Here is a 25,036-nt window from a genome sequence, read left to right as displayed (position 1 = left end):
CTGCCCAGCCTCCGGACCCGCCTTGTGAGCCGCTGCCGCGCCGGTTGCGGACGGCCGCTAGACGACGGCGGGTGCCAGCCGGTCGAGCACCGCGGGCAGCGGGCCGGGGGAGAGCACGGTCAGCCGCTGGGTGGCGCGGGTGAGCGCGACGTAGAGGTCGTTGAGCCCCCGCACGCCCTCGTCGAGCACGCCCTGCGGATCGGCGACCACCACCGAGTCGAACTCCAGGCCCTTGGCCTCGCCCGGGACGAGCACGACCGGTCCCAGCGAGGAGTCCGCGCCCGGGCCGGACTGCACGTCCGGCCGCAGCGCCCCGAGCGCCGCGACGACGCCGGCCCGCCGTGACGGCGGCACGAGCACCGACGTCGTCCCCTCCCGGCCGGCCAGGTCCGCGGCCACCTCGGCCACCCGCTCGGCCAGCTCCGCCTCCCCGGTCACCTCGGCGACCGGCGGCGTGCCACCGGTGCGCACCGACCGCGGCGGCGTGAGCCCGGTGCCGGTGGCGGCGAGCACGTCGGCGGCCACCTCCATGACCTCCGCCGGCGTCCGGTAGTTGACCGTCAGCTCCTCCAGCCGCCACGCGTCGCCCACGTGCGGGCGCAGGACGGCGTCCCAGCGCTGCGCGCCGGCCAGGCTGCCGGTCTGCGCGACGTCGCCGACGACGGTCATCGACCGGGTCGGGCACCGGCGCACGAGCAGCCGCCAGGCCATCGGGGACAGCTCCTGGGCCTCGTCGACGACGACGTGGCCGAAGGTCCAGGTGCGGTCGGCGGCGGCCCGCTCGGCGGTGGTGCGCAGGTCCAGCTCGCGCTGCCGGTCGGCGAGGTCCTCGGCCGACAGCAGGTCGCCGGCGCTGAGCACCTCGGCCTCCAGGTGCTCGTCCTCGAGGTCCACCGAGCGGGAGCCGTGCAGCACGTCGAGGGTCTCCTGCGCGCGGCGCAGCGCCCGCTGCCGGTCCCGGTCGGCGCGGGCCCGCTGCGCGCTGTCGTCGAAGCCGAGCAGCTCCTCCGCCTCCTCCAGCAGCGGGACGTCGGCCGGCGTCCACTGCGACCCGCGGGGACGGTGCAGCAGCGCGCGGTCGACGTCGGACCAGCCCGGCGTGGCCGCGGCGATGCGCGCGGGGTCGGCGAACAGGTCGGTGAGCAGCCGCTCCGGGGTGAGCACCGGCCACAGCTCGGCCAGCAGCGAGCGCACGGCCGGGTGCTCGGCCACCTCGCGGCGCAGCGCGGCGACGTCCTCCCGGTCCAGCAGTTCCGCGCCGGCCTGCACGTCGCGGCCGAGCCGGTCGGCGTACCGCTTGGTCAGCGTGTCGACGACCCGCCGCACGAAGAACGGCCGGGCCAGGTTGTGCAGCGGGTCGGCGCGGCGGGCGGCGGCCTGGGCGCGCGTGACGTCGATCGGCCGCAGCCGCAGCCGGAACCCGTCGACCTCGACCTCGCGGGGGCCGTCGGGCACCACCTGCCGGCCGGCGATCGCGGCGCGCAGCACGTCGACCATCTCCAGCCGGCCCTTGACCGCCGCCGTCTGCGGTGACTCCTCGCCGCGCGCGTCCAGCCCGGGGCGCAGCTGGCCGAGGCCCGACAGCAGCACGCCGGTCTCGCCGAGGGAGGGAAGCACGTCGGCGATGTAGCGCAGGAAGGTCGGCGTCGGGCCGACGACGAGCAGGCCGCGGCGGGCCAGCCGCTCGCGGTGCGTGTAGAGCAGGTAGGCCGCCCGGTGCAGCGCGACCGCGGTCTTGCCGGTGCCCGGGCCGCCCTGGACGACGAGCACGCCGGCGGCGTCGCTGCGGATGATCCGGTCCTGCTCGGCCTGGATGGTGCGCACGATGTCGGTCATGCGCCCGGTGCGCGAGGCGTCCAGCGCCGACAGCAGCGCGGCCTCGCCGGTGAGCCCCGAGCCGGCCAGGCCCGTGGTCAGCACCTCGTCGTCGAGGCGGACGACGGTGCGCCCGCGAGTGCGGATGTGCCGGCGCCGCACGATGCCCAGCGGGTGCACCGGCGTGGCCACGTAGAACGGGCGCGCGGCCGGGGCGCGCCAGTCGACCAGCGCGGGGTCCTGGGCGGGGTCGTCGCCGGGCAGGCCGATGCGGCCGACGTAGAGCGCCCCGCCGTCGTCGGCGCGGTCGATGCGGCCCACGCACAGCCCGGCCTCGGCGGCGTCGAAGGCGACCATCCGCTCGCCGTGGAAGCGCACGGTGGCGTCGCGCTCCTGCAGCGCCTGCGGGTCGACGGCGGGCCAGGAGATCGCCTGCCGCCAGCGCCGCTCGGCCAGGTCGCGGGCGGCGTCCAGGCGGGTGTAGAGGTCGGTGACGTACTCCTGCTCGAGGGCCAGGTCGGGGTCGGGGACGACGTCGGACGGGGTCGCCGGCAATGCACTTCCCTCTGCTAGAATGGTCGCCAGTTCGTTTTCGGTGCCATTTCGCCCGCCATTTCCGGCGCGCGCGGCAATCGACCATCCTGCGCCATTCACCCCCGTCCTGTCACGTCCGGTCCGCGTGTCGGGACGAGGTCTGCGCCACCAGGCCGTCGAGGGCGGCAGCCAGCGCCTCCGGCCGGCTCAGCGCGCACAGGTGCCCGCCGGGCACCTCGCCGACTTCCAGGCCCAGCCGCTCCCGCGCCACCCGCCGCTGCAGCGCCGGCGGGAAGAAGCGGTCGTCGCGGCCGGCGAGCACCCGGGTGGGCACGTCCGGCCAGGTGGCCAGCGGCCACGGCTCGGTGAACGGCGTGCCCGACTGCGCGAACGCGTGCTCCGCGCCGGCCGCCCACACCTCCGGCGGCACGTCGTGGGAGAAGTCGGCGTCGGGGTCGGCGTCGACGGCGCGCTCCTGTGACCGGGCCAGGTCGTCGCGGGCGGCGGCCTGGCCGACGGCGTCCCACCACTCGCCGCCGGTCTCGCCGGGGCGGGGCACCATCGCGTTGAGCAGGACCAGCAGCCGGACCGGCCGCCGCGCGGCGACCAGCGGTGCGGTGAGGCCGCCCATCGACTGCCCGACCACCACGGCGTCCCCGTCCGCGCCGTCCCCTCCTGCGACGAGGGCGTCCAGCGCGGCCGTCGCCACGGCGGCGTAGGCCTCGAGTCCCGCGGCGTCGTCGCCGGCCGGGAGGTCGACGGCGACCGCGCGGTGTCCCCGCCGCTCGAGCTCGGGGACCAGCCGGTGCCAGTACCAGGCACGGCCGCCGGCGCCGGGGACGAGGAGGAAGGAGGTGCCCACGTCCTCCCGACCGGCGCCGGCTCTCCGACTCATCGGTGGGCACTCATCTGCAGGTCAGAACAGGCCGGCCAGGGCGTCGACGGCGTCGGTCACCGCGTCGTCGTCGGCGGTGTTGGCGGTGATCTGCAGCGTGCCGGCCTTCGGCGCCTCGATGCCGGTGTCGTCGGAGTCGTGGCCGCTGGTCAGGCCGTAGCCGTACTCGACGGACAGCTCCCAGTAGGTCCAGCCGTCGGCCTCGGCGAAGACGTAGGTCACCGACGCGTAGGCGTAGGAGGTCGGCGCCATCGCCTCGGAGTAGTCGGCGTACCCGTCGTCGTCGACGTCGTAGGCCGCCGCGTCCACGTAGCCGTCGTAGTCGGTGTCGGCGCCCCACACGTCCGGCAGCGCGTTGCCGGTCGTGTCGACGCCGACCTCCTCGACGTAGCCGTCCTCGTCGCTGTCGAAGGCGAAGGTGTCGGCCCAGCCGTCGAGGTCGGTGTCGACGGCGACCTGCTCGACGTAGCCGTCCTCGTCCCAGTCGACGGCCCAGGTGTCCTCGTACCAGTCGCCGCTGTCGTCGAAGGCGTAGAGGTCGATCCAGCCGTTGGCGTCGGTGTCGTAGGCGTTGTACTCGGTGCCGCCGGCCGAGGCCGGGCCCGCGGTGGCGATCACGGCGGCGACCGCGGTGGCGGGGACGGCGGTGCGCAGCAGGGCGCGGGTGAGGCGGGAGCGGGTGGAAGCAGTGCGGGTCATGGCAGTGTCTCCTCGGTCGGGAGCCGGGGTCCGGCTCGCTGCGAGGACGCTCGCGCGCACCGCATGTGCGGGACTGCAGCCCGACTGGGGCGCCCCACTTGCAGCGCCCCACCAGTGCCCTGCCAGTGCTCGGTGGCGGGATGGCGGAGGAGTCAGGGGAGACCGTGACGTCCCGCAACCCGCAGGACACCTCCCCGTCATCCCGGCTGCCTACCGTCGGGGGCTCCCGGACGACAGGGGAGTACACCCATGAGCACCACCACGACCGAACGTCCCGTCGAGCGCACCACCGAGCGCACCACCGAGCACGCCGCCGTGGCCACCTGGACCTGCCCGAACTGCCAGGGCTCCACGACCACGGCCAAGAAGCGCTGCCGCGACTGCGGCACGTCCCGCTGGTAGAAGGACCCCTCTGCCCCCCACGACTCGCGAGCTCGCCGTGGGGCCCTGCAGAGGGGCCGATCTCGGAGCGGTAGAAGGGCCGATCTGGGAGGCGGGCCCGTCGTCGCGCCCGCTCTCCTCCAGCGCCTACCGGGCCGGCGGTGCCCCGCGGAGCCGGACCACGGCCGCGCGGTGACGTGACCGGCCGACCAGCCGCCACACCAGCCGGGTCCCCCGGCCCAGTCCCGACAGCAGCCGCGCCCGCTCCGCGGGACCGGCGTCCTCGAGGGCCAGCCCCAGCACCGTCAGCTGTTCGCGCGGGCTGAGCGCCGGCCGCACGGTCCGGGTGACCGCCGTCCACTCGCGGGCGGGCAGGTGCGCCTCCAGCAGCGGCAGCAGGTCCCGCTCCTCGGCCGCGGTCTGCGCGTCCACGGCGGCCGCGAGGTCGAGGCAGGTGAGGGCGAAGGCGTCGCGGGCCGGCGGAGTGCCGGCCACCGCCCACTGCCGTGCGGCGGTGGACAGGTCGCGCAGCCGGTTGTCCACGGCGGCGCAGCGCGCGGTCCAGTCGGCGACGCGGTCGCGGGCGGGCCCGGCGAGGTCGGCGGGCAGCGCGCGCAGCAGGGCCGGCCACAGCAGGTCGCGTTCCACGGCGTGGTGGCCCAGGAGCACCCGCCCGAGCAGGTCGGCGTGCCGGGTGAGGGCGGCCACGCGCGCGGGGTCGCCGGCCGGTGCCCAGGTCGACAGCTCGGCCAGCAGCCGCAGCTCGCGGCGGACCAGCCGGTGCAGCACGCGCTCCGAGTCGCCGGCGCGGGTGGCGGCCGGGCGCACGGGAGCGGGACGCGGGGGAGCCGTCGCGACGGTCATGGGGCACCTCGATGCGGCTGGTCGGGAGGTCGGAACCGGATCGGTCGCTACCGGCGACGAGGGCAGGGTAGGAGCCCGCCGGACGGCGCGACAGGGGTCGGCGCGCGAACGGGGCGAGCCGGGCGGGGACAGCGACGCAGTCGTCCGTTACGGTCGCCGTGTGAGCGTGGCCACGCGGAACTGCGTGCGCGTGAGTGGGCCGGGGACCGCCCGGCCGATGGTCTTCGCCCACGGTTTCGGCTGCGACCAGACGATGTGGCGGGCCGTGGTGCCGCACTTCGCGGCCGACCACCGGGTGGTCACCTTTGACCACGTCGGCGCGGGCGGATCGGACCTCTCCGCCTACGACCCGGAGCGGCACGGCTCGCTGCGCGGCTACGCCGAGGACCTCGTCGAGGTCGTCCGGGAGCTGGACCTGACCGACGTCGTCCTGGTGGGCCACTCGGTGAGCTCGATGATCGGCGTCCTGGCGGTGCTGACGGCGCCGGAGCGCTTCGGGGCCCTGGTGATGGTCGGGCCCAGCCCCCGCTACGTCGACGACGAGGACTACACCGGCGGCTTCAGCCGGGCCGACGTCGCCGCACTCCTGGAGTCCCTGGACAGCAACCCGGCGCAGTGGTCCGCGGCGCTGGCCCCCCTGGTCGCCGGCCCGGACAACCCCGACGTGGCCCTCGAGCTGGCCGAGAGCTTCTGCCGCACCGACCCCCGGATCGCCCGCGACTTCGCCCGGGTCACCTTCCTCTCCGACAACCGCGACGACCTCCCGGCGGTCCGCGTGCCGACGCTCGTGCTGCAGTGCACCGACGACGCCATCGCGCCGGAGGTCGTCGGCCGCTACGTGCACTCCCGGGTCCCGGGCAGCGTGTTCACGCGGCTGTCGGCCACCGGGCACTGCCCGCACCTGTCCGCGCCGGAGGAGACGGCCGCGGCGATCCGGGCGTTCCTGCGCACCCTCTGATCCGGCCGTGACAGACCCGTCTGCGCCCCGGGACCGGCTCGAGCAGCCGGAGGAACTGGCCCGGCTGCTGGTGGAGGACCCCGCCGACCTCTACGAGCACGCCCCGTGCGGCTACCTGTCGCTGCTGCCCGACGGGCGGGTGGTCAAGGTCAACCGGACGTTCTGCGACTGGACCGGTCTGACACCCGGCGCGGTCGTCGGCCTGCGGCTGCCCGACCTGCTCAGCGCCGGCAGCCGGGTCTTCTACGAGACCCACCTCGCGCCGCTGCTGCGCCTGCAGGGCGCGGTGCGCGAGGCGGCCCTCGACGTCGTCCGCGCCGACGGCTCGGTGCTGCCGTGCCTGCTCAACGCCATCGAGGTCCGCGACGAGGGTGGCCGGCCGCTGCTGGTCCGGGCCACGGTGTTCGAGGCGACCTCGCGCCGGCGCTACGAGCGGGCGCTGCTGGCGGCGCAGCGGACCGCGACGGAGTCCGAGCGGCGGGCGCGGACGCTGCAGCAGGTGGTCTCCGAGCTCGCCGCGGCGGCCTCGCCGGAGCAGGTGGCCGAGGTCGTCGTCCGGCGCGCGCGGGCCGCGGTCGACGCGAGCGGCGCCGGCCTGTGGCTGGCCGTCCCCGGGCCCGACCACGTCTCCGGGCAGGGGCCGGTGCCGGTGGTCCTGGCCGCCAGCGACGGGCTGGGGCCCGCGCTGCTCGCCGAGCTGACCGCGGCCGCGGAGGGCGGGGCGGACCTCGTCCGCTCCGGCGGGGTGCGCACGGTGCCGGTCGGGCCGGCGCTGGGCGCTGCCTGGCCGGAGCTGGCCGGGGCGCTGATCGGGGCCGCGCAGGACGCGGTCGTCGTCGTCCCGGTGTCGGCCGCCGACGACCGGCACCTCGGGGCGCTCGTGCTGGTCCTCGGCGTCGTCGGCGACAGCGAGCTGATCAGCCTGGCCGAGCCGGGCACCCGCGGCGCCCTGCCGGAGGCCGACGCGGAGCTGCTCGCCACCCTCGGCCGGCAGGCCGGGCAGGCGCTGGAGCGCGTCCGCCTCCACCAGGAGACCGCCCGCCAGGCCACCCGCTCGGCGTTCCTGCTCGACGCCGCCCGGCTCATGGCCGCCGGGCACGGGGTGGCCGAGACGATCGAGCGGATCGCCGAGCTCGCCGTCAGCCGCCTGGCCGACATGTGCGTCGTCGACCTGATGACCGAGGGCGGGCTGGTCCAGCCGGTGGTCGCGCACGCCGACCCGGCCCGGCGCCACCTCATCGAGGAGCTCCGCGACGTCCACCTGCCCCGCCGCGACGGCGCCCACCCGAGCGTGCGGGCCATGGTGGAGCACCGCACGATCTGGCTGCGCGGCGTCGACGAGGCCGAGCTCGTCCGGTTCACCACCAGCCCGCGGCACCTGGCCGTCACCCGCGCGCTGGAGCTCACCGACCTCATCTGCGTGCCGCTGGTGCTGGAGAACCGGCCGCTCGGGGTGATCTCGCTGGGCGCCGACGCGCGCCACGGCCTGTTCACCGAGGCCGACGTCGAGACCGCCGAGCAGCTGGCCCTGCAGATGTCGCAGGGCATGGACGTCGCCCAGCGCTACGAGCTGGAGTGGCGGACCTCCCACACCCTGCAGGCCAGCCTGCTGCCGCCCACGCCGCCGGAGGTGCCGGGCTACGCCCTCGCCGTCCGCTACCTGCCGGCCAGCCGCGGCGCCGACGTCGGCGGCGACTTCCACGACGTCGTCCCGCTGCCCGGCGGCGACGTGGCGCTGGCCGTGGGCGACGTCGTCGGCCACGACGTGACGGCCGCGGCGACGATGGGCCAGCTGCGCAGCGTGCACCGGGCGCTGCTGGTCGACCTGCCCGGGCCGGCGGCGCTGGTCGACCGGCTGCACGGCAGCTGGCCGCTGCTCGGGCTGCCGCGCATGGCCACCGCGCTGTTCGCCCGGCTCGACCCCGCCACCGGGGACCTGCGGATCGCCTCGGCCGGTCACCTGCCGCCGCTGCTGGTCGCCGGGGGGCGGGCCGAGCTGCTCGACGTCCGGCCCGGGCGGCTGCTCGGCGCACCGCCGGGCCCGGCGCCGGAGTGGGCGGGCCGACTGGCCCCGGGCGCGACGCTGGTCTTCTACACCGACGGCCTGGTCGAGAGCCGCACCGCCGACCTCGACGCAGGCCTCGAGCGGCTGCGCGCCGTCGCGGTCCAGGGCCCGACCACCGACCCGGGCGCGCTCTGCGACCGGCTGCTCGACGCGCTGGCCGGCCCCCGCCGCGCCGACGACGTCGCTCTGCTCGTGCTCACCCGGCTGCCGGCCGATCCGCTGGCGGCTCCCGGCCGGGCGGCGGACCATCGCAGCCACCGCCCCGTGATCGGGGCCGGGTGCGAGGAGGCGGCCGTGGAGCAGGCGCGCAGTGACCTGACCGACGCCCTCGAGGGGGCCAGCGGGGACGTCAGCGTCTCCGGCGACGCGATGCGGTGGTCGCCCGGGCGGACCGAGGTGCCCGCCCCGCCGGTCGCCTTCCCGGGGCTCGACGTCGCCGCCGGGCTCGGCTCGGTGCTCGGGTTGGACCCGGCCGCGGTGCGCCGGCTGGTCACCGGCGCGGTGGACCGGCTGACGACGGTCGCCGGCGACGTCGCCGACGGGCTGCGGCTGCTCACCCGCGACGCCTTCCCCGGCGACCCCTCCCGCGACGAGGACCGCTGAGGGACCAGGCCGTCCGGATGCGGGCCGCGCAGTGGGACATCCGACACCCCCGCGCCTGGGTGGGACACGGCAGTGGCCTGTACAACCGACGGTGACAACTGCCACGCCGACGTGGGGACGTGTCCGTCATGAGCAGCAACCAGTTGACCCTGGCGCCCGCACCGCCGTCCGAGGCCGCGGAGCGGGTCCGCCTCGAGGTCCGGGAGTTCCTGGCGCAGGAGCTCGCCGCCGGGACCTTCACCACGCACGTGGACACCTGGCTGTCCGGCGTGGACCCGGAGTTCTCGAGGAAGCTCGGTGCCCGCGGCTGGCTGGGGATGACCTGGCCGAAGGAGTACGGCGGCCACGAGCGCACCGCGCAGGAGCGCTACGCCGTCACCGAGGAGCTGCTGGCCGCCGGCGCCCCGGTGGCCGCGCACTGGATCGCCGACCGGCAGTCGGGGCCGAACCTGCTGCGCTACGGCACCGAGGCGCAGCGCAAGGAGATCCTGCCGCGCATCGCGGCGGGCCAGTGCTACTTCGTCATCGGGATGAGCGAGCCCGACTCCGGCTCCGACCTCGCCTCGATCCGCACCCGCGGGGTGCGCAACGCCGACGGCGACTTCGTGGTCAACGGCGCCAAGATCTGGACGTCGAACGCGCACCACTCCCACTACGGGATCGTGCTCGTGCGCACCGGCCCGCCCGGTGAGGGCCCGCGCGGCAAGCACCAGGGCCTCACGCAGCTGCTGGTCGACCTGTCGCTGCCGGGCATCAGCATCAACCCGATCCGCATCCTCGACGGCGGCCACCACTTCAACGAGGTGGTGTTCACCGACGTCGTCGTCCCCGGCGACATGCTGCTGGGCACCGAGGGCGCCGGCTGGCACCAGGTGACCGCGGAGCTGGCCTTCGAGCGCTCCGGGCCCGAGCGGTTCCTCTCCACCTGGCCGCTGCTCGCCGAGTTCGGCCGCCGCGCCGCCGCGACCCGCGACCCCGCGCAGCTGGCGGTGCTCGGCCGGCTGTCCTCGCGGGCGCTGGCGCTGCGCCAGCTGTCGCTGCGCATCGCCGCGGCGCTCGACCGCGGCGAGCTGCCCGACATCCCGGCCGCGCTGGTCAAGGACATGGGGACGACGTTCGAGCAGGACGTCGTCGACGAGGTGCGCCGGGTGGTCGACGTCCCGGCGTCGCTGGACAGCCCCGACCCGCTCGGGCGGGCGCTGGCCGAGGCACAGCTGCACGCGCCGGGCTACACGCTGCGCGGCGGCACCAACGAGATCCTCAAGGGGATCGTGGCGCGCGGGCTGGGGCTCCGCTGATGGCATCCGACCAGGACCTGGTGGTCGAGACCGTCCGGGACATCCTCTCCGGGCACGAGCCGTTCGTGCTCACCGCCGAGCGGCCGTGGGACGCCGGCCTGTGGTCGGCGCTGGCCGAGGCCGGGCTGACCGGCGTCGGGCTGCCCGAGGAGGCCGGCGGCTCCGGTGGCGAGCTCGCCGACGCCGTCGCGATCGTGCGCACGCTGGCCGCCGGCGCGGCCGCGGTACCGGTGGCCGAGCAGCTGCTCGTGGCCGGGCCCGCGCTGGTGGCCGCTGACCTCGACCTGCCCTCGCCCGAGGAGCCGCTGACCGTGGCGGTCGAGGGCACCGTGGCCGCCGAGCCCTCCGACGACGGCGACGGCCCGGGGCGGTTCGTCCTCACCGGCACCGCCACCGACGTGCCGTGGGCCGGCGTCGCCAGGCACGTGGCGGTGCTCGCCGCGGCGCCGCCCGGGATCGAGGGCGCGGTGCTGGCCGTCGTCGACGTCTCGGGCCTGACGGCGTCCTCGGCGGTGAACCTGGCCGGGGAGCCGCGCGGCTCGCTCGTGCTCGACGGCGTCGGCGTGCCCGGTGCGCTGCTGACCCCGGCGCGGGCCGCCACCCTGCGGGCCCGCTACGCGCTGACCCGCGCGGTGCAGATCTCGGCCGCGCTCGAGCAGGTGCTGGCGTGGACGGTGCAGTACGCCGGCGAGCGGCAGCAGTTCGGCCGGCCGCTGGGGAAGTTCCAGGCGATCCAGATGGAGCTGGCGCAGATGGCCGGCGAGGTCACCAGCACCGCCGCGCTGGTCGACGCCGCCGTCCAGGCGCTCGGCCGCGGGGAGGAGACCGTCGCGCTGGCCGCGGCCGCCGCCAAGGTGCGCGCGGGGGAGGCCGTCGAGCGGGTGGCCAAGCTCGCCCACCAGGTGCACGGCGCGATCGGCTTCACGCAGGAGTACCGGCTGCACCACCTCACCCGGCGCTGCTGGTCGTGGCGCGACGAGGCCGGCACCGAACTGGCGTGGTCGCGGCTGCTCGGCGAGGCCCTGGTCGCCGCGGGCCCCGACGACGTCTGGCCCGCCTTCACCGCGGTGGTCTGAGCCCGCTGCCGGCGCCCCGTGCGAGGGGCGCCGGCACGGGCGTCAGACGGTCTCGGGCGCCCTCAGGTGGGCGAGGACGAGGTCGAACTCCGCGGCGTCGGTGATCTCGATCTTCATCGACCGCGCGAAGTCGTCCCGGGTGGCCCGGGCGTGCACGCGGCCGCGGTCCATGTCCTCGCGGTCCTCGAAGGTCACCGCGGAGGCGGCGCGCCCGCCCTCCCGGTCGATCATCAGGCTCACGCTGCAGAAGCCGGGGTAGTCCTCCATCCGCGGCACCAGGACGTCGCGGTAGCCGTCGAGGACGCGGTCGATGCGGGCGGGGTCGGTGCGCCACCAGGTCACCCGCGTGCACGCGCCCGACGGCGCCTCCGACCGGCGGTGCATGACCGCGATCTCCCACTCCTGGACCTCGGCGGGGCCGCCGAGGACCTCCGCGGCCCGGTCGCGCAGTCCGCGCACCCGGTCGGCGCTGGCCCGCATCGCCTCGACGTCGTTCCACGACGAGGTGACGACGCACCGGCCGGTCTCGCGGTCGGTGAGCATCGACAGGCCGGCGCACCCGGGCATCTGGGTGAGCGCGGGCATGACCTCGTCGCAGACGAACGCGATCCCGTCGTCGACCTTCTCCGGGGTGCCGGCGACGGTGGTCGAGCGTGCGTACATGGCCGCTCCTCTCGAGGGGCGGCGCTGCCCGTGCGGCACCGCCGCGGCCGACAGCCTGCTCGCGACGGGGACGCTGAGCGAGGGGGTGACGACACGCGCGGGACGTCTTCCACTCAGCGTGTGCGTTCCGGTGTGTGGAGTGACGGGATCAGCGTCGGGTGATGTCCTCGCGCCGGCTCCGCGGAGCGTGGCGCGGCGGCCGGCGGCCACTGGCCATCACCAGGCCGAGGACGCGGTAGCGGTGCGGACGGTGGGGCGCGAGGAGGTCGAGCATCGCCGCGTCGTCCGCCCGGCGCTGACCGGCCAGCACCCATGCCACCAGCGACGGGATGCCGCTGTCACCGGTGATGACGGCGTCCCGGTCGCCCCAGGTGAGCGCGGCCAGGCAGCCCGTGGTCCACGGTCCGATCCCCGGGACCGCCCGGAGCGTCGCGGTGCCGGCGGCGACGTCGGCGTCGGCGAGGTCCTGGTGGCGGGCGAGGGCGACGGCGGCACCCACGAGGGTCTGTGCGCGCCGCCGCTCGAGACCGAGCCGGTGGAGCGCCGGGGAGGACAGGCGGCCCAGGACGCCGGGGGAGGGCGGCGTCCACAGCCCAGGCGCGCCGGGGACCGGGGAGCCGTACGTCGTGACCAGGCGGCGCCACTGCTCGGCGGCGTCGACCCGGCTCACACGCTGCTGCACCACCAGACAGGCGAGGTCGTGCCACAGGGTGCCGGTGCGGGCGATCCGCCGCCGTCGATGACGCCGCCACAGGTCCCGCAGCGGCGCGGCGGCCGGGTCGAACCCGGTGACGTCGTCCTCGCAGCCGAGCAGCCGCGGCGCGCGCTCGAGCAGCCAGCCGGCGCCGTCCCCGGAGGCCTCGACGCGGGCGGTGCCGTCCCCCGGCGCCCAGGTGACGACCACGGTGCCGCTGCCCTCGGGCGTCCAGGTGGCGCGGGTGAACCGGCCGGGCTCGACGCGGACGGTCGGGTCGCCCGGGAGCCAGACGAGGGAGCCGAGCGTGGCGGCCACGTCGACGTCCCCGGTGGGCACCGTCCGCACGCCTGCTGGTGGGGGAGCGTCGGGCACCTGCCGATACTGCACCCGTGCAGACCGCGCTCGTCCTCGTCCACGACGCCGACCCCTCCCGCGGCTCCCGTCTGGTGGGCACCCTCCGGCCGGCGCTGGAGGCGCAGGGGCTGACGGTCGTCGTCGGGACGACGGTCGGGCCGTCGCCGCTGCTGACCGACCTGCCCGACCCCGCGACGCTGCGCACCCTCGTGGTGATGGGCTCGGGCGCGGCGGCCTACGACGACACGGTGCCGTGGCTCGGTGCGGAGCTCGCCTACCTCCGGCGGGCGGTCGACGCCGGGACGCCGGTGCTCGGCGTGTGCTTCGGCGGGCAGGCGCTGTCGCGGGTGCTCGGCGGCGTGGTGTCGCAGGCGCCGGAGGGCGAGCACGGCTTCCTCGACGTCGAGACCGCCGACCCGGCGCTGGTGCCGCCCGGGCCGTGGTTCGAGTACCACGGCGACCGGTTCACGGTGCCGCCCGGCGCGGTGGAGGTGGCGCGCACCTCCCGCGCCGTCCAGGCCTTCGTGTCCGGACCGCACCGCGGGGTGCAGTTCCACCCGGAGATCGACCCCGGCGCCTTCTCGGCGTGGGAGGAGACCTGGGAGCTGACCGGCCCGCCGCCGGCCGAGGCCGCGGCGAAGGTGCCGGGGCTGCGCCGGGAGATCGCCGAGCGCGAGCCCGAGGCCGCCGCGGCCTGCGCCCGGCTGGTGGAGGCGTTCCTCGCCCGCGCCGACGAGCTGGAGGCCACGGACGAGACGGCGGCGTGAGCGGCGCTCGCCTCCGTGTTGATCATCGGCTGCGTGCACGGTCCTCCGGCGTGTCCAGCCGTGTCGCGTGCACGCATCCGATGATCACGGCCGACCCGGGCTGTCGGCCGGTCACCGCGCGAGGCAGCATGCGCGGGTGAGCGCTGAGCAGCACGGGCACACCCACCGTCTCGACCTGGATGACGCCACCGTGCGGGAGTGGGACGCGACCGTCGTCGCGGCCGACCCGGAGCAGGGCATCGTGCTCGACCGCTCGGCGTTCTACCCGGGCGGCGGAGGGCAGCCGCCGGACGAGGGCGTGTTGCTGTGGGGCGGAGTCCGCACCCGGATCGCCGGCACGCGGAAGGGCGACGAGCTGTACCTCATCCCGGTCGAGGGCGACCCCGTGCCGCCGCCGGGGACCGCCGTCCGCGGGGCCCTCGACGACGAGCGGCGGACCGCGCTGATGCGCACGCACTCGGGGCTGCACGTGCTCACCGGCGTCGTCCTGCGCGACTTCGGCGCCAAGGTCACCGGCGGCAACATGGAGCCGTTGACCGCGCGGATGGACTTCGACCTCGCCGAGGTGCCGGCCGACTTCAAGGACCGCGTGGCCGAGGCGGTGAACGCCGAGATCGCCGCCGACCGGCGGATCGAGGTGCGCACGCTCCCCCGCGAGGAGGCCTACGCCATCCCCGACCTCATCCGGACGGCCACCGACCTGCTGCCGCCCGACATCGAGCAGGTCCGCATCGTCGACATCGTCGGCCTGGACCTGCAGGCCGACGGCGGTACGCACGTGGCCTCGACGGCGATGGTCGGCCGGGTCGAGGTGGTCAAGATCGAGAACAAGGGGCGCGGGTTCCGCCGCCTGCGGGTGCGCATCATCTGAGCAAGTTCCATGACAGATCAACGAGCGGACCGGCCGGTCCCGTTCTACTCTGCGGGAGTGCGGAGGGCGACTTCCTCACGGGGGATGGGCAGCGAGGTGGCTGCCGTCTGGCCCCGGAGGCTGCTCCTCCTGGCCTCGCTGATCGCTGGCCTCTACGCCCTCCTCCTCCTGGTCACCGGCACGTCCCGTGCCGACGACGACCCGCTGGCCCCCGCCGGCGCCCTGCTCGGTGGAGCGGCCGACGGCGTCGTCTCGACCGTTGACGAGGTCGCGGATGCGCCGGTCGTGGACGTTCCCGCGGAGACGCTGGAGCCGGTGATCGAGCCGGTGGCTCCCGTGGTCGAGCCGGTGGCGCCGGTGGTCGACACAGTCGTAGAGCCGGTCGTGGACGTTCCCGCGGAAACGCCCGAGCCGGTTGTCGAGACCGCGGTCGAGTCGCCCGTGGACGTTCCCGCGGAAATGCCCGAGCCCGTCGTCGAGACCGTCGCCGAGCCGGTGGCTCCCGTGGTCGAGACGGTGACCGAGCCGGTGGCTCCCGTCGTGGAGACGGTGACCGAGCCGGTGGCTCCCGTCGTGGAGACGGTCGTCGAGCCGGTCGTGGACGTTGCCGCGGAAACGCCCGAGTCGGTCGTGGACACCGTGGTCGAGCCGGTGGCTCCTGTCGTGGAGACCGTGGTCGAGCCGGTCGTCGAGGACGTCGCGTCTCCGGTGGTCGGCCCGCCGGCCGGACTGCCCCCGGTCGCCGCCCCGGCGGCGGAGCACCGTGGACCTCCCGTGGTCGAGCGCGTGCTTCCGCCGGTCGTGCCACCGGTGGTGGAGCACGTCGGGCGTCCCGTCGTCGATACCGTGCTGCCTCCGGTCGTGCCGGTGGTCGATCACGTGCTCCCGCCGGTCGCGGCACCGGTCGTGGACGAGGTCCTGCCTCCTGTCGTGCCGCCGGTGGCGCCTCCGGTCGTGCCGGTGGTCGATCACGTGCTCCCGCCGGTCGCGGCACCGGTCGTGGACGAGATCCTGCCTCCTGTCGTGCCGCCGGTGGCGGCTCCGGTCGTGGAGCACGTGTTGCCGCCCGTCGTGGCACCGGTGGTCGAGCACGTGCTGCTCCCGGTGGTCGAGCACGTGCTCCCGCCGGTCGTCGCGCCCGTGGTGCCGGTGGTCGAGCACGTGCTGCCGCCCGTCGTCGCCCCGGTGGTGCCGGTGGTCGAGCACGTGCTGCCGCCGGCCATTGCCCCGGTGGTGCCGGTGGTGGAGCACGTGGTGCCGCCCGTCGTCGCCCCGGTGGTGCCGGTGGTGGAGTACGTGCTGCCGCCGGTCGTGGCGCCCGTGGTGCCGGTGGTCGACACCGTGCCGCCTCCGGTTGTGCCGGTGGTCGAGCACGTGCTCCCACCGGTCGCCGACGTGGTGGCCCCGGTCGTCGATGCGGTGGTCGAGCCGGTCCTCGAGCCGGTCCTCCCGGTGGTCGAGGACGTCATCCACCCGGCCGTCCCCGTGATGGAGGCCGTCGTCCCGCCGGTCGTCCCGGTGATCGACACCGTCGTGGCGCCGATCGTGGAGCAGGTCCTGTCCCCGGTCGTGGCGCGGATCGTGGTCGAGGTCGTGGCGCCGATCGTGGTCGAGGTCGTGGCTCCGGTCGTGGCGCCGATCGTGGTCGAGGTCGTGTCCCCGGTCGTGGCGCCGATCGTGGTCGAGGTCGTGGCTCCGGTCGTGGCGCCGATCGTGGTCGAGGTCGTGGCTCCGGTCGTGGCGCCGGTGGTCGAGGTGCCGGTGGTCGAGGTCGTGTCTCCGGTCGAGGTGCCGGTGGTCGAGGTGCCGGTGGTCGAGGTGCCGGTGGTCGAGGTGCCGGTGGTCGAGGTCCCGGTGGTCGAGGTCCCGGTGGTCGAGGTCCCGGCGGCCACCAGCACCCCGGAGCCGGTGGTCACGACGACGCCGAGCGTCGCCGTCACCGAGCCGGTCACCACGACGACCGCACAGGCCACCGTGACCACCGCACAGCCCGCCGCCGTCCCGGCCACCAGCGCGATCACCGCGGTGACCGAGGTACCGCTCTGCGTCGCCCTGATGCAGACCGGGCAGCTCGCCCACTGGCTGTCCTCCACCGCCGGCGCCGTCGGCCCGGCCGAGCGGACCGTGACGAACGAGCACCCCGCCGGTCCGGAGCCCGTCGAGCCGCCGCTCGGCACCGACCTCCCGACCGAGCCCACGTCCCCGGCCCCGCCGGAGCCCAAGCCGATCGCGCCGTCCGCGCCCACGATGTCGTCCTCGATGTCGCTCACCGCGATGGCCGCCATCTGCCCGGCCTGGGTGCCGCCCTCCGCCGTCTGCACCGTCCCGGCACCGACGTCGGCTCCCGCCGTCGCGTCCGCCGCCCTGCGCGACCCGTCCTTCTCTCCCGACTGACCTCCTCACCAGGCGCGCACCAGCCGCCGGACGAGGTCGGGGTCTCTCCCGCACCGCACCGCCGGCCGTGCGCTGCCTTCCCGGGCGTGACCCCGACCTGGCTCCCGCTGGGTCCGGGCCACCGGGTGGGGAGGTATCGGGGATGGGGGTTCCGAGGACCGGCCGGTTCGCCGTCGCGGCACCCCTGACCTCCCCACCCAGCTCTCAGGACGACGGGGGCGGTGGCCACACCGCGGCCCCCGCCCCCGTCGACCGCTCTCGACGCGACACCACGGCGACGCCACATGGCCATGCGACCGACACGTCGGTGTGCTGTCATGACGTCATGACGACTCCGCGCGTGCTGCGCCCGCTGCCCGACCGCGCCACCGTCGTCGACGTGCACGGCTCCCGCTTCCTGCTCGAGTGGCTCGACCGGGACACGCTGGCCGATGCCGCGGAGACGGCGCGGCGCCGTGACGACCTGCCGGAGGAGCGCGCCGCGAGTTGAGGCGCGCGGAGATCTGTCGCCCGGACGCACCATCGGGCACAGTCCGCCCGTGATCGTCGTCCTGCTCGTCATCGTCTTCGTCGTGGTGCTCGTGTCGGCTGTCACTGCCGTGGAACGGAAGTACGGACCTCCCGGCCGTCACGCCCGCCGTGACGGGTCGGGCGGCGGCTGGTACGGCGACGGCGGCTCCTCCTACGACGGCGGGCACCACGGCCACGGCCACTCCGACGGCGGTGGCTGGGGCGGCGACGGCGGCGGTGGGGGAGACGGCGGCGGAGGGGGTGGCGGCGGGGACTGATCCCGCGCGCCGACCCGTACCGGCGGCGCCCGCGGTCGGGCACAGTGCCCGCCCGTGGCCGCGCTCACCCTCGTCGCGCTCGTCGCCCTGGTGCTCTACCTCGTGCTGTCCTGGCAGGGGCCGCAGCCAGGCGCCGGCCGGCCCGACGCGTTCGACCCCGGCCACACCGGCTACGGGCCCCGTTACGGCCCGACCGCCCCTGGCGGTTCCGGCGCCTGGTCCGACGGCGTCGACCGGGGGAGCGTCGCCGACGGCGGGGGTGACTGAGGCCGCGGGCCCCCTGGCGCGGCGAGCCCCGTCGCGGGACAGTTCCGCCATGACGACGGTCGTGGTGATCGCGGCGGTGGTGGCCCTGCTGCTCATGGCGTACGGCCTGCAACGGATCCGGCGGAGCACGGGCAGGGGCACGGGCGGCGCGACGCCGTCGCGCCGGGCACACCACCTCGGTCGCCTCGCTGGTAGCGGCTACGTGGCCGGCGGCTTCGGCGGCGGGGGCTTCGACGGCGGAGGCGGTGGGGGTGGCGACGGCGGCGGCGGAGGCGGCTGCTGACCGTCAGTCCGGCAGGCGCCGGGCGACCAGCCGCCCGTAGAGCACCGGCACGGCGGCCCACAGGACGAACGCCCACCGGCCGACGAGCGGGAACAGCGGCACCGAGACGAGGAAGCCGAGCGCGCCGGGCGCCGCGTGCCGCCACGGGTGGCGCGTGACCGAGGCCGGGGTCCCCGCCGCGAAGAGCCCCTCCCGCGCGGCCAGGGACACCATCGCCGCGAAGACCACCTGCAGCAGCGCCTGCGCGACGGCGTACAGCCCGAACCGGGCGGCGTCGAGGTCGCCCTCGGTCAGCACCCGGGTCAGGAACGGCGTCAGCACGATCAGGAGCAGCCAGGTCAGGGACAGCGTGACCAGCCGGGGGTGCTCCCCGACCAGCCAGCGGAACACGCGGTGGTGCGCCCGCCAGTGCGCGGCGACGACGAGGAAGCCGACGAGGAACGCCAGGTACTCGTAGCGCCGGTCGGCCAGCGACCGCAGCACGTCCGCCGCCGTCGCGCCCTCGGGCACCGGCAGCCCGAGCGCCAGCAGGGTGATCGCGATCGCGACCACGGCGTCGGAGAAGAAGGTCAACCGCTCGCCGGCGCCCCGCGCGACCTCGGCGGCGCTCGGGTCGCGCGGGTCGCCGTCGGCCATCCGGGGAGGTTAGTGGCGCTCCTCGTCGGGCCGGTGCCCGATGCCGCCGGGGCCGTGCGAGGTCGGCACCTCCTCGCCGGCGGCCACCGGGCCGGGCGGCGTGCCGTCGCCGAACGGGGAGCCGCCGAGCTCCTCGCGGCCGTGCGGAGTCAGCCAGTTGCGGGTGTCGGGGCCCATCGGGATGACCTGCGTCGGGTTGATGTCGGCGTGGACGACGTAGTAGTGCTCCTTGATCTGCGGGAAGTCGGTGGTGTCGCCGAACCCGGGCGTCTGGAACAGGTCGCGCGCGTAGGCCCACAGCACGGGCATCTCGCTCAGCTTCTGCCGGTTGGCCTTGAAGTGGCCGTGGTAGACGGCGTCGAAGCGGGCCAGCGTGGTGAACAGCCGGACGTCGGCCTCGGTGATCGTGTCGCCCATGAGGAAGCGCCGCGTGGCCAGGCGCTCCTCGAGCCAGTCCAGCGCCGTCCACAGCCGGTCGTAGGCCTTGTCGTAGGCGGTCTGGTCGCCGGCGAAGCCGCACCGGTACACGCCGTTGTTGACCTCGGTGTAGACGCGCTGCATCACGTCGTCCATCTCGTCGCGCAGGTGCTCGGGGTAGAGGTCCGGGGCGCCGTCGCGGTGGTGCGCCGTCCACTGCGTGGAGAAGTCGAGGGTCATCTGCATGAAGTCGTTGGTGACGACAGCCTTCGTCGGGACGTCGACCATCGCCGGCACGGTGATCCCGCGCGGGTACTGCGGGTCGCGGGCGAGGAAGGCCTCCTGCAGCCGCTCGTAGCCCAGCACCGGGTCGCGACCGCCGGGGTCGAGGTCGAAGGTCCAGCTCCGCTCGTCGTGCGTCGGCCCGCAGATCCCCATCGAGATGGCCGGCTCGAGGCCGAGCAGCCGGCGCACGATCGCCGCGCGGTTGGCCCACGGGCAGGCGCGCGCGATCACCAGGCGGTAGCGACCGGGCTCGACCGGCCACGGGCTGGAGCCGTCGGAGGTGATCCGGTCGGTGATGTAGTTCGTGTCGCGGCTGTACTCCTGGCCGCTGGAGACGTAACCGGATCCCTTGTCGTCGCTCACCGCACGAGCCTCGCCGACGGCGACGTCCGGCGCGCGGCGGACGATCGAGATCCGCAGCACCTCGGGGTCCACGCCCCGTGCTCCGGCGCTCGCTCGTGCTCTGCCCACGATCGTGGGCAGAGCACGAGCGAGCGCGGGACTACAGCCGCGCCGTCGTCGCGTCGTCCTCCTGCCCGCCGAAGTACTGCTCCAGCACGGCGCGGAACACCGGCTGCGACGGGTCGGCGTGCGCGAACAGCGTCATCGACGAGCGCAGCTTCTGCGCGTCCACCGGCCCGAGCACCGCGGCGGCGTCGCGGCCGGGCAGCGCCGCCAGCGCCTCGGCGCACTCCACCAGCCGCGGGCCGAGCACCGGGTGGGCGAGGTAGGCGCGCGCCTCGTCGAGCCCGGAGACGGCGTAGCGCTGCGCGGTCGCGCTGCGGCCGAGCCCGGCCACCTGCGGGAAGACGAACCACATCCAGTGGCTGGTCTTGCGCCCGGCCCGCAGCTCGGAGAGGGCCTGGGCGTAGGTGTCGGTCTGCGCGTCGACGAAGCGGTGCAGCTCGAACGGATCGGTCATGCGGGGCCTCCCGAGGTGGTGTCGGCGGGGTCGTCGTCGGAACCGAGGGTGATCGCGGCGTTGACCAGCGCCAGGTGCGAGAGCGCCTGCGGCAGGTTGCCCAGCCAGTCGCCGGTGGCCGGGTCGAGCATCTCCGGCAGCAGGCCGACGTCGTTGGGCGCGGCGTCCACGAGCTCGTCCATGAGCGCGCGGGCCTCGTCGCGCCGGCCGCACAGCGCGAGCGCCGAGGCCAGCCAGAACGAGCAGGGCAGGAACGCGCCCTCGACGTCGGCGGCGCCGGTGAACCGGTGCAGGTACGGGCCGGTGCCGAGCTCCTCGCGCAGGCGGTCGAGGGTGGCGCTCATCCGCTCGCCGCGGTCGAAGCCGCTGATGGCGTGCAGCACGATCGAGGCGTCCAGGTCGGTGGTGCCGGGGTACCAGACGTAGGTACCGCGCTCGGCGTCCCAGGCGTGCTCGTCCACCCACTGGGTGATCCGCCCGGCCTCGTGCCGCCAGCGGTCGGCGTCGCCGGGGATCTGCCCGCGCTCGGCGAGCTCCACCGCCTTGGTCAGCGCCTGCCAGCAGCCGAGCTTCGACGTCGTGTAGTGCCGCAGCTCCGGTAGCTCCCACATGCCCGAGTCGCGCACCTGCCAGCGGTCGCAGGCGAGGTCGGCGATGCCGGCGAGCATCCGGCTGGTCTCGGCGTCGAGCACGTGGCCGCTCTCCACGTAGAGGGAGACGATGCCGAAGACGTCGCCGAAGACGCCGAGCTGCAGCTGGTCGGCGGCGGCGTTGCCCACCCGCACCGGGCCGATGCCGCGCCAGCCGGGGACATCGGCCACGTGCACCCCGCCGCTGCGGCCGCCGTCGACGGTGTAGCAGACCCGCGGCTCGGGGCCGTGCCGGCGCATGACCGACAGCAGCCAGCTCATCGCGCCGTGCGTCTCCTCGCGCAGGCCGAAGCGGGTGAGCGCGATGAGCGCGTAGGCGGAGTCGCGGACCCAGGCGTAGCGGTAGTCCCAGGTGCGCCCGCCGGCCGGGCCCTCGGGCAGCGACGTCGTCGGCGCGGCGACGATCGCGCCGGTGGCCGCGTGCACGAGCTGCTTGAGCGTCAGGGTGCTGCGGCAGACGGCGTCGGCCCACGGCCCGTCCCAGGAGAAGCTCTCCATCCAGGCCGCCCAGGTGCGGACCGTGCGGTCGACGCCGGCGTCGATGACCTCCGGCGGCGGGAGGAACAGCGGCTCGTCCTCGGTGCCGACGACGGCGAGCAGGTGCCGCGAGCCCTCGGACGTGGTGAAGGTGACGTCGATGCGGCGGTCGCCGGCGGTGACGTCGTCGGCGTGCATCGTGCGGACGGCGAGGGTCAGCCCGGCGACGCGCAGCACCGGCCCGTGCGTGGTGTCGTGCACCCACGGGGCCACAGTGTTGAGGCAGGTGCCCGGGCGGACGGCGGCGCGCATGCGGACGCTGCCCTCCAGCCCCTCGATGCGGCGGGCCAGCTCCGACCACGGCAGCCGCCCGGAGATCCCGGTGGTGAGCGCGTCGGTGACGCGGACGCTGCCGGTGGGCGTGGTGAACGTCGTCTGCAGGACGTTGGTGTCGCCGACGTAGCCGCGGCGCACGGTGAAGTCCCCCTCGGGGCACAGCTCCAGGCAGCCGCCGTTGTCGGTGTCGAGCAGCGCGCCGAACACGGGCGGGCCGTCCATCTCCGGCAGCGGCAGCCAGTCGATGCGGCCGTCGCGGGCGACCAGCGCGACGGTGCGGCCGTCGCCGATCGCGGCGTAGGTGCGCAGGTCGGCGTAGCCGAGGTCGTCGCGCTCGGTGACCTCGGTGTCCGCGCCGGTGCCCCGGCGCAGATCTGCGCGGACGGCGCCGGGGCGGGGGACCTCGGTGCGGCCGGGGTCGACGCCGGAGTCCTCGGGCGCGGGCGGGATGCCGGGCATCGGGCGGGCGGCGGATCGCGCGGTGCCGGTCACCGCGGGAGGCTGCCCCTTCTGCCGCCGGCCGACACCCGGGTGGCCGCGCTCACAGGAGCACGCGTCCCGCGCCGGATGCGCCCGCCCGGGGTCCCGCGCCTCAGCCGGCCTTCGCGGCCTCGGTGAGCGCCCGGGCGCCGGCCCGCAGCGACGCCACTCGGGTCGGGGCGGGCGCGGGCACGGACCGCAGCCGCCGGACCGGCCGCGGCGGGAGGTTGTCGCGGCACCACCGCTCGCAGTCGGCCAGGAGGTGGCCGGTGGAGAGGGGACCGGGGACGCCCCGGACGGACTCGAGCCGGGTGCGGGGGAGCATGCGGTCCTCTCTGCAGGGGCGTGGTCGCGCCCGTTCCCTCTGGCTATCGGCAGGCGCGGCGCGTGTCGGAACCTCCGCCGCCGCGGAAGTCGTTCATCGCCTCGTTGCCGGTCCTGACGGCGTGTCCGTGCGTGTCGGCGGCAAGAACGCGATGGTCGACCGGTGTCAGCGCGGCACGACCGTGACGGCACAGCGGATGCCGGGCGCACGCGCCAACCGACCGTCGGCGGTGACGACCGCGCAGTCGAGCGCCTCGGCCAGGGCGACGTAGGTGGCGTCGTAGGCGGTCAGGTTGTCGCGCAGTTGCCACACCCGGTCGAGCAGCCCGGACGCGGGATGGCGTGTGACCCCGAGCCGCCGCCAGGTGTCCAGTGCAGCCCATCCCTCGTCCGCCGTCACGGTGCCGGCGGCCACGGTTCGCCGCAGTGCGCTGGCCACCTCGATGTCGACCAGGTGGGGCACCTGGATCCGCTCGCGAGCGAGCAGGTCGCGGGCGGCGCCGGCGTTCAGCAGGGCGGACACGACTGCCGAGGCGTCGGCGACGATCACCGCCCGGCGCGCTCGGCGTCCACGGCGGCGACGAGGTCCTCGGGTGGCACGCCGAGATCGGGCAGTGCGCCGAGCAGGGCGGGGTTGTCGGCGCGGCGCGATGCCTCGGACAGCTCGCGGACGGCGAGGGCTCCCACGGACGTCGCCTCGCGGGCGGCCAGCCGCTCCAGCCGGTCGACGACGTCGTCCGGGACGTTCCGCAGGTACAGCGTCCTCATGTCGCAGGATGCTAGCAGCCTGCAAGCACCATTGAACTCAGGCGAGCAGCCTGAGACCCGGGCAGTGTGTGCGCAGGTGCTCGCGGTGGTGGCGCATCCACACGACGGTCTCGATCGCGCGCAGGTCGCCCGTCGTCACGAGTCCTGCCTCGGCGCGGGCCGCGGCGACGACGTCGCCCAGTACGCCGCCGTCCGCCGAGAAGGCGTCCAGCGCCCAGCCCCACGGGTCGTCGCTCCAGTCCAGCGCGCACAGCACCACCGGGTCGGGCACCGGCACGAGCAGCGGCCGCTTGCGGGCGAGCAGCGTCCCCGCCGTCCGGAGGTCCATGCCCGCCGGCTCCTCGAGCAGGTCCCGCGCGAGAGCGAGGGGTCGGAGCAGGTCGGCGGCGAGCGGTGAGGTGATCGGCACGTCGGCGGGGACCTGGCGCAGCAGGTCGGCGACGTCGAGCCCGAGGTCGCCCTCCAGCAGGTCGAGCGCGACGCCCGCCGGGACGCAGACGCCGACCAGCGTGAGCGCCACGAGGTCGCCGGCGGTGACGCGGAGCGGGTCGACGTCGCCGACGAACTCGAAGCGCCGTCGCGGGTAGACCGGCGAGTCGGAGCGGCGCAGGTCGGCCACGGCGAGCGGGTCGTCGACGAGACGGAGCAGGTCCTCGAGCACGGCGTCACCGTGCCGGAGGGGTCCGACGAACCTAGGCCGGGAGCAGCGCCTCGAGGCCCTGCTCCGAGTCGGCGGCCAGGGCCCGGCCGACGGCGACCGCGTGCGTCATCCGCAGCGACCCGGACAGCCACAGCAGGACGTCGTGCAGCCGCAGCCGGGTGAGCGAGCGGCCGAGCAGCGTCGCCGCCGCCGTCTCGAGCACCTCGAACGCCGCGGCGTTGGCGACCAGCTCGCGGTGGACGACCGCCTCCGGCCCGCTGTCGCCCTCGCGCAGGTGGCCCCACAGCTGGCGCCGCGTGACGCCGTCGAGCAGCGGGACCAGCGCCGGGTGCCGGTGGTGCAGCGCGGCGACGACGTGCCGCGCGTCCGGTCCCTCGGCCAGCGACCGCAGCGCCGCGCCTACGGTGCCGGGCTCGGCGAGGACGGAGAACTCGTCGTCGGGGAGCTCCCAGAACGTCCGGACGCCGGCGCGCTCGAGAGCCATCTCCATGAGGGGCCAGGCGGAGACCAGGCGCGCGCGGACGGCCGACCACGCCGCCGGGTCGAGCCGGCCGTGCAGGCCCTCGGCGAGCAGGACGTCGCGGTCGGTGGGGCCGTCGGCGGTCTCGGGCGGCTGGCCGTCGAAGCGGTCCATCGCGTAGGCGAGCACCTGCACCCACCGGCCCTGCGGCGAGCTGGGGGAGCGGAAGAACAGCGGCCGGCGCCCGCGCGCGTAGCCGAGGACGGCGGCCAGCGCGGTGGCCAGCGGGATCGGGTCGGGCCCCGCGCTCGGGAGCACGAGGGCAGCGGCCTGCGGTCCCCCCATCAC

Annotated in this window: 28 protein-coding genes; 12 read left to right on the top strand and 16 right to left on the bottom strand. The window is 75.8% G+C overall.

Annotated features, from left to right (window positions below):
* Window positions 1-57 precede the first annotated feature (57 nt).
* From FN207_RS16455 to FN207_RS16445, 3 genes are all read right to left on the bottom strand, one after another.
* Window positions 58-2,370: a HelD family protein gene (locus FN207_RS16455; RefSeq protein ID WP_142459550.1), complete on the bottom strand. Its 2,313-nt coding sequence runs from the start codon at window positions 2,368-2,370 to the stop codon at window positions 58-60.
* A 109-nt stretch (window positions 2,371-2,479) separates the two neighbouring features.
* Complete coding sequence (locus FN207_RS16450; protein ID WP_221888243.1) at window positions 2,480-3,211, bottom strand: alpha/beta fold hydrolase; 732 nt, start codon at window positions 3,209-3,211, stop codon at window positions 2,480-2,482.
* Window positions 3,212-3,265: 54 nt separating this feature from the next.
* Window positions 3,266-3,943 (bottom strand): hypothetical protein, encoded by a 678-nt coding sequence (locus tag FN207_RS16445; RefSeq protein ID WP_142459548.1) that lies wholly within the window; start codon window positions 3,941-3,943, stop codon window positions 3,266-3,268.
* A 249-nt stretch (window positions 3,944-4,192) separates the two neighbouring features.
* Between FN207_RS16445 and FN207_RS26350 the strand changes: the two genes are divergently transcribed.
* A complete protein-coding gene (locus FN207_RS26350; RefSeq protein ID WP_185938380.1) occupies window positions 4,193-4,345 on the top strand; it encodes a hypothetical protein in 153 nt (50 codons plus the stop codon).
* Window positions 4,346-4,471: 126 nt separating this feature from the next.
* Here FN207_RS26350 and FN207_RS16440 read toward each other — a convergent pair whose 3' ends face one another.
* Complete coding sequence (locus FN207_RS16440; RefSeq protein ID WP_142459547.1) at window positions 4,472-5,188, bottom strand: hemerythrin domain-containing protein; 717 nt, start codon at window positions 5,186-5,188, stop codon at window positions 4,472-4,474.
* A gap of 160 nt (window positions 5,189-5,348) precedes the next feature.
* On the opposite strand from FN207_RS16440, the gene FN207_RS16435 reads away from it, so the two are divergent.
* The 4 genes from FN207_RS16435 to FN207_RS16420 all read left to right on the top strand — a co-directional run bounded on the left by FN207_RS16435 (window position 5,349) and on the right by FN207_RS16420 (window position 11,188).
* Window positions 5,349-6,146, top strand: a complete 798-nt coding sequence (locus tag FN207_RS16435) for an alpha/beta fold hydrolase (RefSeq protein WP_246066108.1) — start codon at window positions 5,349-5,351, stop codon at window positions 6,144-6,146.
* Between the two features lie 7 nt (window positions 6,147-6,153).
* Window positions 6,154-8,814 carry a SpoIIE family protein phosphatase gene (locus FN207_RS16430; RefSeq protein ID WP_246066107.1) on the top strand — a complete coding sequence of 887 codons (2,661 nt, stop codon included), beginning with the start codon at window positions 6,154-6,156 and terminating at the stop codon, window positions 8,812-8,814.
* Window positions 8,815-8,942: 128 nt separating this feature from the next.
* Window positions 8,943-10,112, top strand: coding sequence for an acyl-CoA dehydrogenase family protein (locus FN207_RS16425; RefSeq protein ID WP_142459546.1), 1,170 nt, complete (start codon window positions 8,943-8,945; stop codon window positions 10,110-10,112).
* A complete protein-coding gene (locus tag FN207_RS16420) occupies window positions 10,112-11,188 on the top strand; it encodes an acyl-CoA dehydrogenase family protein (RefSeq protein WP_142459545.1) in 1,077 nt (358 codons plus the stop codon). The genes FN207_RS16425 and FN207_RS16420 overlap by 1 nt, the downstream gene beginning before the upstream one ends.
* Before the next feature lie 42 nt (window positions 11,189-11,230).
* Here FN207_RS16420 and FN207_RS16415 read toward each other — a convergent pair whose 3' ends face one another.
* Window positions 11,231-11,851 (bottom strand): antibiotic biosynthesis monooxygenase, encoded by a 621-nt coding sequence (locus FN207_RS16415; RefSeq protein WP_142459544.1) that lies wholly within the window; start codon window positions 11,849-11,851, stop codon window positions 11,231-11,233.
* 148 nt (window positions 11,852-11,999) lie between these two features.
* Window positions 12,000-12,884 carry a DNA-3-methyladenine glycosylase family protein gene (locus FN207_RS16410; RefSeq protein ID WP_142459543.1) on the bottom strand — a complete coding sequence of 295 codons (885 nt, stop codon included), beginning with the start codon at window positions 12,882-12,884 and terminating at the stop codon, window positions 12,000-12,002.
* Between the two features lie 53 nt (window positions 12,885-12,937).
* On the opposite strand from FN207_RS16410, the gene FN207_RS16405 reads away from it, so the two are divergent.
* Both FN207_RS16405 and FN207_RS16400 read left to right on the top strand, forming a co-directional pair.
* Window positions 12,938-13,669 carry a type 1 glutamine amidotransferase gene (locus FN207_RS16405; RefSeq protein ID WP_221888242.1) on the top strand — a complete coding sequence of 244 codons (732 nt, stop codon included), beginning with the start codon at window positions 12,938-12,940 and terminating at the stop codon, window positions 13,667-13,669.
* Window positions 13,670-13,805: 136 nt separating this feature from the next.
* Window positions 13,806-14,540 (top strand): alanyl-tRNA editing protein, encoded by a 735-nt coding sequence (locus FN207_RS16400; RefSeq protein ID WP_142459542.1) that lies wholly within the window; start codon window positions 13,806-13,808, stop codon window positions 14,538-14,540.
* Window positions 14,541-14,615: 75 nt separating this feature from the next.
* On the opposite strand, the gene FN207_RS16395 is transcribed toward FN207_RS16400, so the two are convergent.
* Window positions 14,616-15,632, bottom strand: a complete 1,017-nt coding sequence (locus tag FN207_RS16395; RefSeq protein WP_185938379.1) for a hypothetical protein — start codon at window positions 15,630-15,632, stop codon at window positions 14,616-14,618.
* Between FN207_RS16395 and FN207_RS16385 the strand changes: the two genes are divergently transcribed.
* The 5 genes from FN207_RS16385 to FN207_RS26340 all read left to right on the top strand — a co-directional run bounded on the left by FN207_RS16385 (window position 15,597) and on the right by FN207_RS26340 (window position 18,272).
* A complete protein-coding gene (locus FN207_RS16385) occupies window positions 15,597-16,934 on the top strand; it encodes a hypothetical protein (RefSeq protein WP_185938378.1) in 1,338 nt (445 codons plus the stop codon). The two genes, FN207_RS16395 and FN207_RS16385, sit on opposite strands and share 36 nt — an antisense overlap.
* Window positions 16,935-17,259: 325 nt before the next feature.
* The gene (locus tag FN207_RS26345; RefSeq protein ID WP_185938377.1) at window positions 17,260-17,424 is read left to right on the top strand and encodes a hypothetical protein; all 165 of its coding nucleotides are present in this window, start codon (window positions 17,260-17,262) and stop codon (window positions 17,422-17,424) included.
* A gap of 49 nt (window positions 17,425-17,473) precedes the next feature.
* Window positions 17,474-17,722: a hypothetical protein gene (locus tag FN207_RS16380; RefSeq protein WP_142459538.1), complete on the top strand. Its 249-nt coding sequence runs from the start codon at window positions 17,474-17,476 to the stop codon at window positions 17,720-17,722.
* Between the two features lie 54 nt (window positions 17,723-17,776).
* Window positions 17,777-17,989, top strand: a complete 213-nt coding sequence (locus tag FN207_RS16375) for a hypothetical protein (protein ID WP_142459537.1) — start codon at window positions 17,777-17,779, stop codon at window positions 17,987-17,989.
* 49 nt (window positions 17,990-18,038) lie between these two features.
* Window positions 18,039-18,272, top strand: coding sequence for a hypothetical protein (locus FN207_RS26340; protein WP_185938376.1), 234 nt, complete (start codon window positions 18,039-18,041; stop codon window positions 18,270-18,272).
* A gap of 3 nt (window positions 18,273-18,275) precedes the next feature.
* Here the strand turns inward: FN207_RS26340 and FN207_RS16365 are convergent, their stop codons facing one another.
* The 9 genes from FN207_RS16365 to FN207_RS16325 form a co-directional block, all read right to left on the bottom strand.
* A complete protein-coding gene (locus tag FN207_RS16365) occupies window positions 18,276-18,908 on the bottom strand; it encodes a TMEM175 family protein (RefSeq protein WP_142459536.1) in 633 nt (210 codons plus the stop codon).
* A 9-nt stretch (window positions 18,909-18,917) separates the two neighbouring features.
* Complete coding sequence (locus FN207_RS16360) at window positions 18,918-20,045, bottom strand: glutathione S-transferase family protein (RefSeq protein ID WP_246066106.1); 1,128 nt, start codon at window positions 20,043-20,045, stop codon at window positions 18,918-18,920.
* A gap of 67 nt (window positions 20,046-20,112) precedes the next feature.
* On the bottom strand, window positions 20,113-20,532 hold the full coding sequence (locus FN207_RS16355; RefSeq protein WP_142459535.1) for a DUF1810 domain-containing protein: 420 nt from the start codon (window positions 20,530-20,532) through the stop codon (window positions 20,113-20,115).
* Window positions 20,529-22,487, bottom strand: coding sequence for a glycoside hydrolase family 15 protein (locus tag FN207_RS16350; protein WP_246066105.1), 1,959 nt, complete (start codon window positions 22,485-22,487; stop codon window positions 20,529-20,531). The genes FN207_RS16355 and FN207_RS16350 overlap by 4 nt, the downstream gene beginning before the upstream one ends.
* Before the next feature lie 100 nt (window positions 22,488-22,587).
* Window positions 22,588-22,800, bottom strand: a complete 213-nt coding sequence (locus tag FN207_RS16345) for a hypothetical protein (RefSeq protein WP_142459534.1) — start codon at window positions 22,798-22,800, stop codon at window positions 22,588-22,590.
* A 165-nt stretch (window positions 22,801-22,965) separates the two neighbouring features.
* A complete protein-coding gene (locus tag FN207_RS16340) occupies window positions 22,966-23,349 on the bottom strand; it encodes a type II toxin-antitoxin system VapC family toxin (protein ID WP_142459533.1) in 384 nt (127 codons plus the stop codon).
* The gene (locus FN207_RS16335; protein ID WP_142459532.1) at window positions 23,346-23,567 is read right to left on the bottom strand and encodes an antitoxin; all 222 of its coding nucleotides are present in this window, start codon (window positions 23,565-23,567) and stop codon (window positions 23,346-23,348) included. The genes FN207_RS16340 and FN207_RS16335 overlap by 4 nt, the downstream gene beginning before the upstream one ends.
* A gap of 37 nt (window positions 23,568-23,604) precedes the next feature.
* Window positions 23,605-24,228: a DUF6308 family protein gene (locus tag FN207_RS16330; RefSeq protein ID WP_142459531.1), complete on the bottom strand. Its 624-nt coding sequence runs from the start codon at window positions 24,226-24,228 to the stop codon at window positions 23,605-23,607.
* Window positions 24,229-24,259: 31 nt separating this feature from the next.
* Complete coding sequence (locus FN207_RS16325) at window positions 24,260-25,033, bottom strand: DUF6308 family protein (protein WP_142459636.1); 774 nt, start codon at window positions 25,031-25,033, stop codon at window positions 24,260-24,262.
* Between the last annotated feature and the right edge of the window lie 3 nt (window positions 25,034-25,036).

It is taken from the genome of Geodermatophilus aquaeductus (assembly GCF_900182545.1).
GTDB classification, from domain to species: domain Bacteria; phylum Actinomycetota; class Actinomycetes; order Mycobacteriales; family Geodermatophilaceae; genus Geodermatophilus; species Geodermatophilus aquaeductus.
The sequence above is the reverse complement of the archived record's forward strand: the minus strand, read 5'-3'. Positions and strand labels throughout refer to the sequence as shown.

What these genes read in the sequence shown, in the direction of transcription:
- FN207_RS16445 (WP_142459548.1), bottom strand. Translation starts at nt 3,943, where the DNA reads ATGACCCGCACTGCTTCCACCCGCTCCCGCCTCACCCGCGCCCTGCTG.
- FN207_RS26350 (WP_185938380.1), top strand. Translation starts at nt 4,193, where the DNA reads ATGAGCACCACCACGACCGAACGTCCCGTCGAGCGCACCACCGAGCGC.
- FN207_RS16440 (WP_142459547.1), bottom strand. Translation starts at nt 5,188, where the DNA reads ATGACCGTCGCGACGGCTCCCCCGCGTCCCGCTCCCGTGCGCCCGGCC.
- FN207_RS16425 (WP_142459546.1), top strand. Translation starts at nt 8,943, where the DNA reads ATGAGCAGCAACCAGTTGACCCTGGCGCCCGCACCGCCGTCCGAGGCC.
- FN207_RS16420 (WP_142459545.1), top strand. Translation starts at nt 10,112, where the DNA reads ATGGCATCCGACCAGGACCTGGTGGTCGAGACCGTCCGGGACATCCTC.
- FN207_RS16415 (WP_142459544.1), bottom strand. Translation starts at nt 11,851, where the DNA reads ATGTACGCACGCTCGACCACCGTCGCCGGCACCCCGGAGAAGGTCGAC.
- FN207_RS26345 (WP_185938377.1), top strand. Translation starts at nt 17,260, where the DNA reads ATGACGACTCCGCGCGTGCTGCGCCCGCTGCCCGACCGCGCCACCGTC.
- FN207_RS26340 (WP_185938376.1), top strand. Translation starts at nt 18,039, where the DNA reads ATGACGACGGTCGTGGTGATCGCGGCGGTGGTGGCCCTGCTGCTCATG.
- FN207_RS16365 (WP_142459536.1), bottom strand. Translation starts at nt 18,908, where the DNA reads ATGGCCGACGGCGACCCGCGCGACCCGAGCGCCGCCGAGGTCGCGCGG.
- FN207_RS16355 (WP_142459535.1), bottom strand. Translation starts at nt 20,532, where the DNA reads ATGACCGATCCGTTCGAGCTGCACCGCTTCGTCGACGCGCAGACCGAC.
- FN207_RS16345 (WP_142459534.1), bottom strand. Translation starts at nt 22,800, where the DNA reads ATGCTCCCCCGCACCCGGCTCGAGTCCGTCCGGGGCGTCCCCGGTCCC.
- FN207_RS16335 (WP_142459532.1), bottom strand. Translation starts at nt 23,567, where the DNA reads ATGAGGACGCTGTACCTGCGGAACGTCCCGGACGACGTCGTCGACCGG.
- FN207_RS16325 (WP_142459636.1), bottom strand. Translation starts at nt 25,033, where the DNA reads ATGGGGGGACCGCAGGCCGCTGCCCTCGTGCTCCCGAGCGCGGGGCCC.